The organism is Streptomyces sp. WAC03905, from assembly GCF_057371075.1.
In genome coordinates this window covers 7,218,893-7,232,448 of record NZ_JBXYDZ010000003.1, presented here as the reverse complement: position 1 = coordinate 7,232,448, position 13,556 = coordinate 7,218,893, and the positions used below count along the sequence as shown (strand labels likewise).

At 72.8% G+C, this 13,556-nt stretch carries 19 protein-coding genes; 8 read left to right on the top strand and 11 right to left on the bottom strand.

Annotated features, from left to right (window positions below; translation table 11 throughout):
* The 4 genes from AC2RP6_RS35210 to AC2RP6_RS35195 form a co-directional block, all read right to left on the bottom strand.
* Positions 1-423 carry an ATP-binding protein gene (locus AC2RP6_RS35210; RefSeq protein ID WP_486449876.1) on the bottom strand — a complete coding sequence of 141 codons (423 nt, stop codon included), beginning with the start codon at positions 421-423 and terminating at the stop codon, positions 1-3.
* 429 nt (positions 424-852) lie between these two features.
* Positions 853-1,572 (bottom strand): hypothetical protein, encoded by a 720-nt coding sequence (locus tag AC2RP6_RS35205; RefSeq protein WP_486449875.1) that lies wholly within the window; start codon positions 1,570-1,572, stop codon positions 853-855.
* Positions 1,573-1,612: 40 nt separating this feature from the next.
* On the bottom strand, positions 1,613-1,894 hold the full coding sequence (locus AC2RP6_RS35200; protein WP_486449874.1) for a DUF6479 family protein: 282 nt from the start codon (positions 1,892-1,894) through the stop codon (positions 1,613-1,615).
* Positions 1,895-2,049: 155 nt separating this feature from the next.
* Positions 2,050-2,325, bottom strand: coding sequence for an early set domain-containing protein (locus AC2RP6_RS35195; RefSeq protein WP_486449873.1), 276 nt, complete (start codon positions 2,323-2,325; stop codon positions 2,050-2,052).
* Positions 2,326-2,476: 151 nt separating this feature from the next.
* Between AC2RP6_RS35195 and AC2RP6_RS35190 the strand changes: the two genes are divergently transcribed.
* The 6 genes from AC2RP6_RS35190 to AC2RP6_RS35165 all read left to right on the top strand — a co-directional run bounded on the left by AC2RP6_RS35190 (position 2,477) and on the right by AC2RP6_RS35165 (position 7,234).
* Positions 2,477-2,734, top strand: coding sequence for a hypothetical protein (locus AC2RP6_RS35190; protein ID WP_486449872.1), 258 nt, complete (start codon positions 2,477-2,479; stop codon positions 2,732-2,734).
* A gap of 390 nt (positions 2,735-3,124) precedes the next feature.
* Positions 3,125-4,510, top strand: a complete 1,386-nt coding sequence (locus AC2RP6_RS35185; protein WP_486449871.1) for a DUF4157 domain-containing protein — start codon at positions 3,125-3,127, stop codon at positions 4,508-4,510.
* 78 nt (positions 4,511-4,588) lie between these two features.
* Positions 4,589-4,957: a PRC-barrel domain-containing protein gene (locus AC2RP6_RS35180; protein WP_486449870.1), complete on the top strand. Its 369-nt coding sequence runs from the start codon at positions 4,589-4,591 to the stop codon at positions 4,955-4,957.
* 267 nt (positions 4,958-5,224) lie between these two features.
* A complete protein-coding gene (locus tag AC2RP6_RS35175) occupies positions 5,225-6,205 on the top strand; it encodes a magnesium transporter CorA family protein (protein ID WP_486449869.1) in 981 nt (326 codons plus the stop codon).
* Positions 6,206-6,588: 383 nt separating this feature from the next.
* Positions 6,589-6,804: a hypothetical protein gene (locus AC2RP6_RS35170; protein ID WP_486449868.1), complete on the top strand. Its 216-nt coding sequence runs from the start codon at positions 6,589-6,591 to the stop codon at positions 6,802-6,804.
* 142 nt (positions 6,805-6,946) lie between these two features.
* Entirely contained in the window at positions 6,947-7,234 is a 288-nt protein-coding gene (locus AC2RP6_RS35165; protein ID WP_030030332.1) for a hypothetical protein, read from the top strand.
* A gap of 72 nt (positions 7,235-7,306) precedes the next feature.
* Here AC2RP6_RS35165 and AC2RP6_RS35160 read toward each other — a convergent pair whose 3' ends face one another.
* A complete protein-coding gene (locus AC2RP6_RS35160; RefSeq protein ID WP_486449867.1) occupies positions 7,307-7,687 on the bottom strand; it encodes a hypothetical protein in 381 nt (126 codons plus the stop codon).
* The gene (locus AC2RP6_RS35155) at positions 7,684-7,887 is read right to left on the bottom strand and encodes a three-helix bundle dimerization domain-containing protein (protein ID WP_486449866.1); all 204 of its coding nucleotides are present in this window, start codon (positions 7,885-7,887) and stop codon (positions 7,684-7,686) included. Before AC2RP6_RS35155 ends, AC2RP6_RS35160 begins: the two co-directional genes overlap by 4 nt.
* Before the next feature lie 523 nt (positions 7,888-8,410).
* Here AC2RP6_RS35155 and AC2RP6_RS35150 point away from each other — a divergent pair.
* Positions 8,411-8,815, top strand: coding sequence for an STAS domain-containing protein (locus AC2RP6_RS35150; protein WP_486449865.1), 405 nt, complete (start codon positions 8,411-8,413; stop codon positions 8,813-8,815).
* A 90-nt stretch (positions 8,816-8,905) separates the two neighbouring features.
* Here AC2RP6_RS35150 and sigJ read toward each other — a convergent pair whose 3' ends face one another.
* Complete coding sequence (gene sigJ / locus AC2RP6_RS35145) at positions 8,906-9,859, bottom strand: RNA polymerase sigma factor SigJ (RefSeq protein ID WP_486449864.1); 954 nt, start codon at positions 9,857-9,859, stop codon at positions 8,906-8,908.
* 175 nt (positions 9,860-10,034) lie between these two features.
* Between sigJ and AC2RP6_RS35140 the strand changes: the two genes are divergently transcribed.
* The gene (locus tag AC2RP6_RS35140) at positions 10,035-10,445 is read left to right on the top strand and encodes a hypothetical protein (RefSeq protein ID WP_486449863.1); all 411 of its coding nucleotides are present in this window, start codon (positions 10,035-10,037) and stop codon (positions 10,443-10,445) included.
* 58 nt (positions 10,446-10,503) lie between these two features.
* Here the strand turns inward: AC2RP6_RS35140 and AC2RP6_RS35135 are convergent, their stop codons facing one another.
* From AC2RP6_RS35135 to AC2RP6_RS35120, 4 genes are all read right to left on the bottom strand, one after another.
* Positions 10,504-10,713, bottom strand: a complete 210-nt coding sequence (locus AC2RP6_RS35135) for a hypothetical protein (protein WP_486449862.1) — start codon at positions 10,711-10,713, stop codon at positions 10,504-10,506.
* Between the two features lie 114 nt (positions 10,714-10,827).
* Complete coding sequence (locus AC2RP6_RS35130) at positions 10,828-11,571, bottom strand: hypothetical protein (RefSeq protein WP_486449861.1); 744 nt, start codon at positions 11,569-11,571, stop codon at positions 10,828-10,830.
* A 51-nt stretch (positions 11,572-11,622) separates the two neighbouring features.
* The gene (locus AC2RP6_RS35125) at positions 11,623-12,147 is read right to left on the bottom strand and encodes a peptidase inhibitor family I36 protein (RefSeq protein WP_486449860.1); all 525 of its coding nucleotides are present in this window, start codon (positions 12,145-12,147) and stop codon (positions 11,623-11,625) included.
* Entirely contained in the window at positions 12,144-13,484 is a 1,341-nt protein-coding gene (locus AC2RP6_RS35120) for a hypothetical protein (protein WP_486449859.1), read from the bottom strand. Before AC2RP6_RS35120 ends, AC2RP6_RS35125 begins: the two co-directional genes overlap by 4 nt.
* Positions 13,485-13,556: the final 72 nt, after the last annotated feature.

The window sequence follows — 13,556 nt, the reverse complement described above, 5'->3', positions numbered from 1 at the left end:
TCAGGGCGTGCCCGTGGAAGGTGCCGGAGGCCCGCCGGGCCGGGTGAAGAAGGTGGCGTAGACGGTCTTCGCGTCACCGTGGAAGTGGACGTGCGCGCGGTCGGCGAGCTGCTTGACCAGCCGCCAGCCGAAGCCTCCAGGCTGACCCGGTGCCCAGGGCCGGGTCTGCGGCCCGTGCGGTGACCGGTCGGACACCTCTACCACGAGCGCACCGCGATGGAGGCGGATGTCGAAGTGCGTGACGCCGCCCCCGTGGCGTCGGGCGTTGGCGATCAGTTCGCTCACCACGGTCAGCACGTCCTCCCGCCGCTCCTGGAGCAGCGCGGGCCCCAGGCGGTCGAGAAAGCGCCGAGCCGTCTCCCGCGCCTGCGCGCACGTGACGTCACCTGTCAGCTCCGGAAGCATGCGGGATCCGTCGTCCATGAAATGCGCCTCCCCCACTCGTCCACCGGCATGCGTCGGCCCCGTCGACCTGCGCCCTCGGATTCAGGGACGTCCCTGAGCCGGTCCCGGTTCATGCGCGGGACGAGTCACGGCCTCGTATCCAGGTGTGGGCTGCGTGCGGGAGGACCATACGTCCTGCACCTCGCAACCGGGCGGGACGGGCCTCGTGCGGCGTCGCGGTCGAACGAAAGGGTCCGCCCCGGCCCAGCAGATACCGAGGGCCCACTCCCAGGTACCGGGCGCCCCACGCCGCCCGGTCCGGTTGCACGGTCACCGGCCAAGGGTCGTGGAGCCGGGCACAGCTGTCCTGCGCACTCGCGTGGAACACGGAGCAGCGGCCAGCAGCCCCCGCCCTGGGGAGCGCGGGTGCCAGGCGGCGCCGACCGGCCGGGGCTTCGACGACACGACCTAGCCGCCGCCTCCGCCCCCGCCGCAGCCGCTGCCGCAGCTGTAGCCGCCGGCGCCGCTGATGCCGATGCCCGAGGTGCCGCCCCGGCTGGGGCGGCGGCGGGGGGCGGGGCGGGTGGTGCGCCGGACGTGCAGTTCGAGCAGGACCGCGGGCCCCAGGGCACGTTCCAGCGCCGCGAGGAGGTCGCGGGCGTCGGTGCCCGGCGGGAGGACCGCCCGGCAGTCGTCGGAGCCGTCCCGGATCAGGCGCAGCGTGAGGGTGCTGGTGGCGGGGCGCGGGTCACCGGCGTACGGCTCCTCGATCTCCTGCTCCAGCCGCAGGCGGTCCGACGCCGCCATCGGGCGCCACGGACCGCTCCCCAGGCCGCGCACCAGCCGTACCCCGGGCGGATCGCCGGCGGCCGAGAACCTGATCCGGTACACCCCGAAGCAGGCCGCGGCCAGGGCTCCGACGAAGCCCGCTGCGGCAGCTGCCGACACCGTCCAGCAGGCCACGACCCACACCGTGGCCCAGCCGGCGCCGGCGAAGAGCAGGATCACCGCCACGGGCAGGACGAGGGCGATTCCGACGAGGCAGGCGCCGAGCGCGGTCTGTGCGGCGCCGACCAGCGAGCGCGGCACGGTGAGCCAGGAGGCACCGCCCGTGCGCAGCACCAGATCCGTCGTCCCCGACCCGCCCCGCTCGACGCTGCCGGGCGCCCCCGCGCTGTGTGCCGTCATGTCCCCACGGTAGAGCTGCCGCCGGGGCACTGACCAGACGTCAGCGGTCGTCGTCGGAGGTCGGCTTGGTGCCGAAGTTCCCGTATCCCTTGAGCTCGTGGGGCTTGAGGCGGTCTCCGGAGTCGGGGTCCGGCATGGGGTCGGCCTCGCGGCCGGTGGGCCCGGTCCCTGTCTCCGGGGCGGGCCGCGGGTCGGCGGGGCGGGTGGGCCGGTCCGTGTGGAGGGGCCCGCTGTCGCGTGCCTGGATCCGCCGTCCGCGGAAGAACGCGACCAGCAGGAACACCACGACGGCTACGCCGACCAGCAGAAACACCCAGATCATCGCACTGTTCATGCAAGGCGTGTACCCAACCTGCCGTCACCATGCCGGCCGGACGTCAATGGCGGCGAATCCCGCCGCCGCGGCGGATACGATCACCCGATGATCACCGAGGCACGCTGACCGCGGCCCGGCCGGGGCCACCTGGCCGAACGGCGTCAGGTCGCGAGGTGGCTGTTGCCGTCGGGCCGCCCTTCGGCGCTGTCGTCGTTGAACCAGTAGTCGCCGGCCGCCAGGTAGCGGAAGGAGTGACTGGCCGCGGCGGCAAGGGCGACCGTGACGGCCCGGGTCCCGTCGGGTCGTGGGGTCAGTTCGTGGATGCCGGGCTTCCACTCGTTGAAGTCGCCGACGACGCTGACGGGGCCGGGCGGGGTGTCGGCGGGCAGGACGAAGGTGACCTCGGTACGGCCTTCGCGGCCTTCGCGTTCGAGCACGGCAGAGCTCCTCGGGCTGGTGGGGGTTGGTGATGTGTGAGACCGGAACGATCACGTGCAGGCCGATCGCACTCGGTCACCAAATAATGCGGTATGTGACGGTTGGTGGCAGCGTGGCGGTGCACCATTCCCCCAACCACGGAGTGCAGTGATGAGCGGTATGCAGGACAAGCGACAGCAGCCGGGCAAGGGCCGCGAGGAGCAGGAGCACCTCCAGCGCCAGCGCCCGGACCAGGGCGGCCAGCAGCAGGGCCGGCACCCGGACCAGGGCCAAGGCCGGGGCCAGCGGCAGGGCCAGGGCGCGCCGAAGGACATGCAGGGCCGCCCGTCGCCTGAGCGCGGCCGCCCGAACCCTTCGCGCGAGCCGGCTCAGGACGTGCGCGGCGACCTGCGCGACGACGCGCTCTAGTCAGCGTCGTCGCGAAGCGGGCCCGCCCGGGGTGCACCTCGGGCGGGCCCTGCCGCGTTCCCGCAGATGCCGCGGGCCCGATGCGGACGGGGCCCGTGCAGGGCGTCCTCCGATGGAGAGAGGGAACGGGACTAGCCCGAACGGGGCTGGACCAGTGGGTGCGGCGGCGACGGAGGACTCCTGGACCGACAGCTCTGCTGCAAAAGCGATCGTCCGGCCGGAGGAGCCGGACGAGGCAGGAGCCGGACGAGCCGGATGAGGTGGGGACGCACCGGACCGGGTGCCCGGGGAGCCCGGGGCACTGCCCTCGGCACTGCCCGCAGGGACCTCCCGTACGGCGGCACCCGCGGGTTCCGTGGAACGATCCGCTCACCTGGAAGGCATTCTCCGTTGCCCGAACGCAAGCACGGTCGCGCGTCGGCCGAGGACACGCACTCCGCAGCGCCCCGCAGGCCCGCACCGCCCGACCGTCCCGGAGTCCTCGGGCTGCAACGCACCGTCGGGAACTCGGCCGTCCTGCGCATGGTCCAGCGCTCCGGCGGCCCCGGGCGGCCCGCGGTGCAGCGCTCCGCGGTCCGCGACGTCGTCGGCAGCGGCGGCCGCCCCATGACGGAGGCCGAAGCCGGCAGCTACGCCGTCCGTGGCGGCGGAGTACGGGTGCAGCGCGCGGCGGAGGAGGACCGTCAGGCGGCCAAGGACCTCGCGGACGCGGCGCGAGGGCGCACCGAGCCGTGGGAGCGCGAGGTGTTCGAGCCGCACGACGCGGAGATCGGCGCGGAGAGGACAGGCGTCCACGTCGCCAGTGTCCAGGCCCCCACGGACAAGGTGATGGGCGGGGGCGCGGAGTGGTCGGGCGTGGACCTGGAGCAGAAGAAGAAACTGCTGGGCGAGGCCCTGGACACCGCCTTCCTCGAATGGAGCGAGCGCTACGACCCCGAGCACGTGTACGTCTTCACCGCGCCGGAGTACTACTTCAGCGGTGAGGACACCCACTTCCTGGGCGCGGAGCAGGCGGCCGGCGTGGACGAGTGGCTCGCCGGCCGCCTCGCGAAGCTGCCCAGCAACTACCTGGTCGTGCCGGGAACCATCGGACGCCGACGCGACCTCGACGGGCAGGAAGCCGATCAGGCGCGCGAAGACCAGCGCACCGGCCGGGCGCGCTTGCAGGAGGAGGCGGAAGCGGGCAACTACTACGCCGAGGACGCGGCCGACATGCTGCGGGAGGTCTGGGACCGGGGACCCGCCGTCGACGGGTCCGGCGGCGTGACCGTGTTCGACAACTACGCGCGTGCCTACCAGGGCGGCCAGGAGCCGAAGAGCTACACGAAGCGCTTCGAGGCCCCGGAAGAGGGTGGGGCTCCGGACCGTTCACCGGAGGAGATCAAGGAAGGCTTCTTCACCATCGGCAGGGAGACGTTCGAGACCACGGTGAAGGGCGTCCAGGTCCGGCTCGAAATCTGCTCGGACAACGCCGCGGAGAGCCTGTGGACCGCTCCGTACGAGGGCGTCCACATCCTGGTCGCGGCGGACTTCGGTGACGCGGGCGCAAGCCCGGCCAACATGCACGGGGACACCTTCGTCGTGGCCGACGCAGGACATTCCCAGCTGTTCGAGTCCGACAAGCCGCTCCCGCCGGCGAAGAACGTCGGCGACGCCCGCTACGCCGCCGCGGAGAAACGGAAGATGAAGGCCAAGAACCCGGAGGCGACCAGCCGGAAGGACCAGGTATCCCTGAACTTCTACCGCACGGCGACACGTAAGCCGACCGCGCGGTAGCCGCCGGCGGGTGAATGAACCCGCGGAACAGGGGCACGGGCGGACAGGCAACCGCAAGGACGCGAGAGGAGCCCTCCCATGACCGAGAACGTGTGGAACTACCAGCCGACCGCCGGCCGTCTGACGGCCACGGACCTGACCGGCTACAAGGTCGAGGCGACCGACGGCACGATCGGCAAGGTCGACAAGCACTCCGACGAGGTCGGAGACGCCTATCTCGTCGTCGACACCGGCGTCTGGATCTTCGGCAAGGAAGTCCTGCTCCCGGCGAGCACGGTGATCCGGATCGACGCGGCCGAGGAGAAGGTCTACGTCGACCGCAGCAAGGAACAGATCAAGGACGCACCCGAGTTCCACCGGGACAAGCACCTCGGCGACGGCGGCTACCGGGCGGAGCTGGGGACCTACTACGGCACCGGCGCCCCCTTCGGCGGCCGCCCCGCCTGATCCGCCGGCACGTGCACAGTTCGGCCCCGGCACCTCATCGGAGTGCCGGGGTCGACCTGTGCGCGCATACGGGACGCCCGGCGCGCCCGGTGGGGCCGACAGCCCGGGAAGCGTGCAGGTCAGGGCCGTGCGGGGGCGGGGAGATCACCTGTTCGGGGTGGTTTCGTGGGCGAACGCGTCACCGGGATTGCGGGGGACCCGCACGCGTACACGCTGGGAAGCAATGGACCTGACGGCACACGGCGAGGGGCAATGATCGTATCGGTGATGCCCATGCCGGACGGCACGATGACGCGCACCGACGCGTCCGGGGCGCGGGAGCGACTCGCGACGTCCCCCTTCCTGCTCGTGGACGTGCAGCTGACCGAGGAGGGCGCGCCTGCCGGGCCGCCGCTCGCGCACCTGCTGGGTCTGACGGCCGCGGACCTGGCGTGGCTGGGCCAGGAGGGTGAGTCCGCGCGGGCCGAGTACCTCGGGGACAGCGCCGCGTTCGTCGTGCCCGCGGTCGAAGCGGGCCAGGTCGTCCACGTCCATGCCGTGGTGACCGAGCGGTACCTCGTCACGGTGCACCGGGGCGCGGCGGCCCGACTGATCCGGAGCCTTACCGCCCGCTTCCCGAACGAACGTCCCCCGGACGCCGTCGCCATGCTGTTCCTGCTGCTGGACGAGGCACTGGAGACGTACCGGGGGGCGGCCGTCCAGGCCCTGCTCGACGTGGAGGACCTGGAGGACGAGATGTTCCGGCGGCGGCAGCCCGAGCAGGTCTACCGTCTCGCACGCCTGCGGCGTACCGCGGCACTCCTGCACCACACGCTGCTCCCGTACCACCGCGTGGCGGAGGAGACCGTCACCCGCCGGATGATGAGCGGCAGCGTCCCGGAGGACCGCCAGCGGCTGGTCCGCGAGTACCAGCGCACGGCCGGGCAGGTGCTCGCGGACATCGAGTCGCTCCAGGAGGCGTCCCGCCGCGCGTTCGGCAGCTATTCCTCCCTGGTGTCCGCCGACCAGAACGGTGTCATCAACCGCCTGGCCATCGTGTCGACGATCTTCCTGCCACTGACCTTCCTGACCGGTTTCTTCGGCATGAACTTCGCCTACCTCACGAACGAGATGGAGGGTGAGGGCGTCTTCTGGCTGCTCGCCGTGGGACTGCAGGTCGCCTTCCTCGCCATCGCGCTCTACACGCTGCACCGCACCGGCCTCTGGCGCAGGCTCCGGGACGAGGACGCCAACCTCGACGACGAGTGACGGCGGTGGCTTCTTCCCGCCACTCGGACGGGCGCGGGCAACCGGGTCCGTTCATCCCGCATCTACCGCATGTCGGCATGCGGCGGACGAGAGCAACCGTCCTCCCCCGCAACCGACATGACGTCGTACGCCTTGATCACTGATCTCAAGCGCGGCGCCGGGCCGGGGTGCTCTTGGCGCTGATCGCGGCCCTGAGCGCCGTCATCAGCACCACCGCGCTCGGCACGAGCCCGGCGGCGACCAGCGACGCGCCCGTGTATGAGCTTCGGGGTGGCCCGGCTCGCGGTCCTCCCGAGCAGCGTCCATGCTGGGTGGTAGGGCACCTCCGGCTCTGAGGGCTGTCCTCCTGCAGGGCCGCGGAAGGCGCCCGTGAGGAGGAAGCCATGCGTATCCGCAGAACGCTGGGCCTCGTCCTGGCCGCAGCGACCCTCGCCGGTGCGGGCGCCGTGAGCGCCGCGGGCGCCGTGGGCGCCCAGGCAGCCGGCTCTCCCACCATCACCAGGCAGGAGTGCACGGACGCGGGCGGGCAGGTCAAGTCGATCCCGTACGGCGGTGACACCTGCACCCTGCCCGACGGAACCAGCCAGAAGATCACCTGACGGAGACGTCCTGCGGCCCGGCGCTCCTGCGGCGCGAGGCGTGACGCCTACCGCGATGAGGGTGAACAGGGTTGGCCGACAACGGACTTCGAGCCGCACGGGATGCGACCGGCTGCGGCCTACTTCCAAGTACGCTGACCACATGACCGATACCAGCACGAATGACGAGCAGGTGTACGACGACCTGCGCGCCCTGACGGACCAGTACATGCAGGCGGTCCGCACGCGCCTCGCCGAGATCGAGTCCCCGCTCACCCGTGAACGCGGCGCCCGGCTGGTCACCGACGAGCTGCTCACGGGCGCCAAGCAGGCCAAGCTGATACGCAGCGCCGCCGTGGGCGAGTTGAAGCAGGGCCGCACGCTCAAGCAGGTCGCGGAACTGACCGGTCTCTCCGTGCCGCGGGTCGACCAGCTGCTCAAGGCGAAGTAGGCGGCGAACACCGGTCGCGCCCGCCCGAAGGGGGCCCCGGGGACTCGTTCCCGGGGCCCCTTCGTCCGTGCCTCAGCGGACCGTCCCGCGCCGGCCGGCCCTGACGCGGAGGGCCGCGGTGGCGGTGGCCGCGGCGAGGAGTCCGGCCGCCATGAATCCGTCGCGCGAGCGCCAGGAGAGCACCGACCAGCGGGACCGGGCGGACAGCAGCGAGCCCGTGCTGAGCCAGGAGCCGGCGGAGAGGAACGACAGGGAGGAACCGATGGAGGCGGCCGAGAGGGCGGAGCCCACCGATCCGACGGACAGCAGCGAACCGACCGAGCCGATCGAGAGCACCGAACCGACGGAGCCGATCGAGAGGATCGAGTCCTTGGAGCAGAGCGAGAGGCAGGACCGGTCCGCTCCCCGGCCCCACGGCCCCGCCGCCGTGTGCGGTCCTCCCGCGCGGCTCACTCCGTCGCCTCGGCGGGCAGCAGGTCCTGCGCCCTGCGCTCCATCAGAACGGGCAGGTAGGCCCGCACCCGCGCATACCTGAGTTCCTCATAGGCCGTCTGCACCGAACTCTCCACCAGGCGGGCGTCGAGCCACGGATACGCCTTCATCAGCCGCTCGGCGACAGCCCGGATGGTCGTCGCGTCCTCTGATTCCGCCATCGCACGCCCCAGCCTCCCGGTCGGACACCTCACCCCATTTTCGCGGCGCGACGCCCCTCCGGGAAGTCGATCATTCGCCGCAGACTCCGCCGCCCGTCCCCGCCCGCCGTCCCCGCCCACCGGACGGGTGAGCCAGGCGGTCAGCAGCGTCTCGAGGGCCGCCGCGGTCGTGGTGCCGTCCTCCGCGCACGTCCCCACCACACGGTGGAACACCGGCGGCAGCCGCCCCGCCGACGGCGGAGGCTGACCGGTGGATCCGGGCGAAGGGATGGCGCGGGCGGGCCGCCCGCGGCACGACGGCACGGCGCTGCGGGGAGCGGGAGAGCACCCGTCGGCCGGCCGGGTGAGGGGGCTGCCGGGGTAACCCGCTGCCTCATCCGGGTGGCGACTTTCCCCCTTCCGGGGATATGCGCTGGTCAGATGGGGTGAATGGGGCGTGCCAGTCGTTTCCCGACCCCCTGCCGCAGGCGTTGATGGGGATGTGAATACCTCAAGCACCGCCCCGATACTGACCGGCCCGCTCGTGTCCGAGGCGCCGCCCACCGTGCACGACTCGGGCGCGGACACCGCGCCCGGCGTCATACTGATCCGGTCCTGCACCACCCTCGGCACCACCCTGGTCGTCCACCTCGCTGGCGAGATCGACCACTTCAGCGCGGCCCCGCTGCGGGCGTTCCTGGCCTCGGCGGCCGACAACGGCATCACCGGCCTGGTGCTGGACTGCTCGCGGATCACCTTCTGCGATTCCGGCTTCCTGGCCGCCCTGGACTGGTGGCCCCGGCAGGGGCGCCGCCTCAGGCTCACCCACCGCTCCCGCGCCGTGGAACACCTTCTGCGGGCGGTCGCCTCGGCCGCGGGTCCACGGCCTCCCGGCAGGCCCCTGATCCACGCCCAGCCGGCGCGCCCACGCCTGGGCCCGACCGGATAGCGACCGGGATGGGCGACCGCGACCCGGGAGCCCGCGACATGCCGCGGTCCCCCGGGTTCTCGCCGGTCACGCCGAGCCCCCTGCCCCACCTCACTGAGCAATACACCTGGTCCAGGCGCGGAGTTTCTCCGGGTTGCGGACCGCCCAGATGCGGTGGACACGGCCCTCGGTGACGTCGAACGCGGCGACCGTCACCGGTACGCCGCCCTGCCGGGCGAGGAGGCCGGGCCGGCCGTTGACCGTGCGCTCCACCAGCTCCGGCCGGGCCCTGTCGGCGATGTGGATGAGGTACTGGGCGATGCGCTCGGCGCCCTCGACCGGGCGCTGGACGGCCCCGACCATGCCGCCGCCGTCGGCGGTCATGACGGCGGCGGGGTCCAGGAGGCCGACGAGGGCCCTGATGTCCCGGGACTCCCACGCCTCCTTGAAGTCCCTGACCAGTGCGGCCTGTCCCGCGACGGGGGTTGCCGGGGCGTGTCCGGCGCGGATGCGCCGGCGGGCCGAGGAGGCCAATTGCCGGCAGGCCGCGGGCGTGCGGCCGACGATCCGGGCGACGTCGGCGAAGGGGTACCGGAAGACGTCGTGCAGGATGAACGCCACACGTTCGGCCGGTGTCATCGACTCCAGCACGACGAGGAAGGCCATGTTCACCGACTCGTCGAGGGTGACCTGGTCCGCCGGGTCGGCCGGGGCGCGGCCGCTGCCCGTCACTCCCCCGGCCCCCGGCCACTCCCCGCGGTCGGGCAACGGCTCGGGTATCCACGCGCCGACGTAGCGCTCGCGGCGCGCCCGCGCGGAGCCGAGCACGTCGAGGCAGATGCGGCCGGCCACCGTCGTCAGCCAGGCTCCCGGCGATTCCACGGCCTCCTGCTGGGCCCGGGACATGGCGTACCAGCGGGTGTACGTCTCCTGGACGACGTCCTCGGCCTCGGCCAGTGAACCGAGCAGGCGGTAGCCGAGGTTGATCAGCTGACGGCGTTCACCGACGATCGCGTCCAGGTGCGGTGCGGACACCTGGTACCGGGGCTCTGGCGGGGTGTTCACGGTCGCGGCTGCTCCCTCGCTCGTCGCGTCGACTGCTGTCCCACCGTCACGACGAGGCAGGCGTGCGAAAGGTGAGGCGGGGCCCGGCCTCACCTTTCGCGGGGCTGCTTCGTCGGACGGTCGGAACACCAAGGATCCACAGCCGTGAGGCAGAAGCAGAAGAGGAGGCCGCGCCATGGCCGTGCGGACGACGACGACAGCACCCGGCAGGTTCACGTTCCAGGGCATCGCGCTCGGTGTGCAGACCCTGGCACTGCTCTTCCAGGCCGTCACAGCCGGGCTGTTGCTGTCCACCTCCTACGGGGAGGTGCTGCACGGCGTCGGGGCGCGGGTGATGTACGGCGCGTCGATGCTGTACGTGCTCGCGGCGGTACTGGCGTGGCGGCCGGGCGGCGGATCGCTGCGGCCGGTCCTGCACGCGTCGGGATTCCTCGTACTCGCCTCGCTGCAAGTGGTCCTCGGCATCGCCCACCTGCCGGGACTCCATGTACCGCTGGGTGTCGTGATGTTCGCGCTGAGCGTGCTGGCGCTGCACCGGACGGTCTCAACGGGCGCCGGTGGCGGGGCGTTTAGCCCGGCCGCGTGAGCCGACCTGCCCGTCCGGGGGGGGCGGGCAGGCCGGGCGGGCGGCAACGGGCCCCGGATCAGCCGAAGCTCCGCCGGTGTTCCCGGGTCTGCTGCGGTGGGATGGTGCGCAGTCGGCGGGCAGGGGGACGCTCCGGACCGGTCCTGCACGGGTCCTCGTCACCGGATCGGCCCGCGGACCGGTCGGGTTGCGCGGCTGCCACCGCCGGGACGAGCGCGATCACTGCGATGACCGCCGCCACCACGACCAGGATGACTGCAATGCTCACGGACATGAATCCCGCCTTTCGCCTTGACCTTTACACCTTGTGGCTACTCAGCGTTTCCAATATCCGTCCGATTAAACACGGTAAGTGATGCGAGGGCGGGCCTGCTTCGCGCTCTCACTTCTCACAGGTGAACGTCACGGGCCCGCTTCGCGCGGTCATCTTCTGGTCGGGCAGGTGCAGGGTGACGTAGACGGTCACGGTCGCGGCGTTCGGCCGGGCGGGCACCTCGGCCACGTGCAACAGGGCCTGTGTGGTGGTGCCTGCGGGGAAGTCGGCCGAGCCGGGTGAGACGGGCCGGGAGCTGGTTCCGAACGTCCAGTGGAAGCGCACCTTCCCCGGGCCGGTGGCCGTGACCTTGCCGTCGAACTCCGCCGTCGTCGGTTTGGCGCAGTCGATGGCCGTCCCGGGCGGCGTCAGGACGACCACCTCGACCTTGGTCACCTTCACGCTCTGCTTCGATCCGCCCGTCTTGTCGGCGGGCGCCGCCGCGGCGCAGGTGACGCGCGCGTCCTGGCGGGATCCGCCGGCCTTGTACGTGACGGTGTACGCGCCGTGTCGCAGGCCCTGGCGGTCCAGTTGGCCCTTGCCGTTCACCGTGGCGCGGAAGGACGTCTTCGGTCCGTCCACGCGGACCGCCTGCTTCGCGGGGAATCCGGTCAGGCGGAGCTTGTACCGCGCGTCGCCGCCCGGCTTCCCGCTCGCGCCCACGACCAGCTCGCAGGCGGCTGCCGCGGGGGCGGTTCCCGGCGCGGCGGGGCGTGCCTGGGCGGCGAAAGCGGGGGTGAGGCCGACGGCGGAGGCGACGAACGGTACCGCGAGAAGCAGAAGACGCCGATGCCGGTTGGTCTGCCGGTCCATCGTGCTGCCCTTCGAGAGGAGAGCCCCCGGGAAACCACCTCAGGATATCCGTCACCGGGCCGCGGGGCACGCGTGGAAGCGGCTGGAGCGTACGTGCCCGAAGGAGGGCGGGAGCTGCGGGATCCCCTGGCCGGGCCGGACGGTCAGCTTCGAGCCGGAGTAGTCGGGCTCGTTGTAGACGGTGACGCAGCGGCCTCCGCGTGCACCGTTCGCACGTGGCGTGCCGGCCGCGTTCCACACCGACGCGGCGTCGTTGAAACCGACGTAGGCGGTCGTCTCGGGATACCGGCGCATGTCCTGCGCCGCCAGGCTCGCCACGCCGGTGTAGCCGGGGCCGGTCCAACCGCACAGCCACCCGGGCTCGCAGGGCGGCACGAGCGCGGCGGCACCACCGGATCCGGCCGGTACCGCGGCCGTGGCGGGCGTGGCCGTGGCGTGTACGTCAGCCGTCGCGGGCGCTGCCGAGGCCGGTACCACGGCCGTGGCCGTGGGGGCGAGTGCGGCCAGGAGGCACACGGCGCCCAGGGCGCTCGGCACCCTCGTCCGCGCCCTGACGGCTCGGGAACGTCCGGTCATGGGTCTCGCCTCCCGGCGGGTGGGGATCCAAGGCACTGCACGCCTCCATCCCACCTCCCGTCGGCGCTGATCGCACGCCGTCGGGTGAGCGCGAGCAGGCGCCGGGACAGGGTGCGGAGTTCTTCGTCCGGGTGGACCTCGGCGAAAGCGACCGCCGGGAGCAGGCGCACCGGCGAGAAGGCGAAGGAGCGCAGGGTGGCCCGGAGTTCCTCCGGGGCGCGGCCGATCGCGGCGAGGGCCCTGAGGGCGTACAGCCCGGCCGGGGTGGGGGCGATCAGCGCGGCGAGGATCGGGACGGCACGCTCCGGGGAGCCGGTGACCGAGTGGTGGGCCTCGGCGGCCGCCATCCGGGTCCACTCGTACCGGGCCGTCAGCAGCGGCTCGATGAGCGGCAGCAGCGGAGCGGCAGCGCTGCCGAGGGGCTGGAGGCTGCTCAGGTGCCAGTGGACCGGGTTCTTCGCCGTCAGCAGGTCCTCGAAGACACGCAGGGCCGGTTCCACTTCGCCGGTCAGCCGGTGGAGGGCCAGGGCCGCCGCGGCGCTCAGCGAGGGGTCGGCGCCGTGCACGGCCTCGTGCAGCAGGGTGGTGGTCTCCGTCGTCACGGCGCCGTCCCGGCCGATCCGGCGGGCGGCCACGACGGCCGCGCGACGGGTGCGGAGGCAGTCGAGCACTTCCGGCTGCGCCCGGCGCGCGGCGGTACCGAACCGGTCCAGTGCCTCGATCAGGGCGATGGCCCCGTTGCCCGTGGCCCCGTCGGCCAGCATGCTGCGTACGAGGGGTACCAGCCGGTCCGCGGCGTCGGGGAAGGACGTGGCGGCCGCCCTGAGCGCCTCGGGAGTGGGCTTGCGCGGGATGAGGTCCAGGGCGCGGGGATCACGTGTGCGCACGAGGGCGAGGAGGGCGGGTGCGGCACCCTCCTCCTCCGCGAGGGCGCAGCGGTGCAGCGTGTCCCTCAAGGCGGCACCGGGCGCGGGCAGGCGCTCGACCCCGTCGGCGACGGTGGTCAGGCACCGGGCAGACGCGCGGCCGTCCCGCTGGTGCGGCAGCGCGGCGAGCGTCAGGTCCAGCACCTCGGGCTCCCGGTCGCGCCAGGTCTCCTGGATCTGCCGGGCGAGCCGGGATCCGCGCGAGCCGAGGTCACCGGCCTGGATCCAGCGGGCGGCCACGGCGAGGCCGGCGTCCACGTCGCGGGCGAGCACTTCGTGGAGCGCCGCGTCGGTCGGGTCGGCGGCGACCCCGTGGAGCGCCCTGATCAGGCCGGGCACGTCCGCGGCCGGCTCGTGGGCGGCGGTCGGGTCGTGCCGCGGGACGTGGTCCGCTTCGGCCGGAGATCTCATGGTGGGCGCTCCTCGGTGATCAAGTGCGCCGACCGTACCGATCACCACTGACAACGGGGCGCCGTCCCGTCA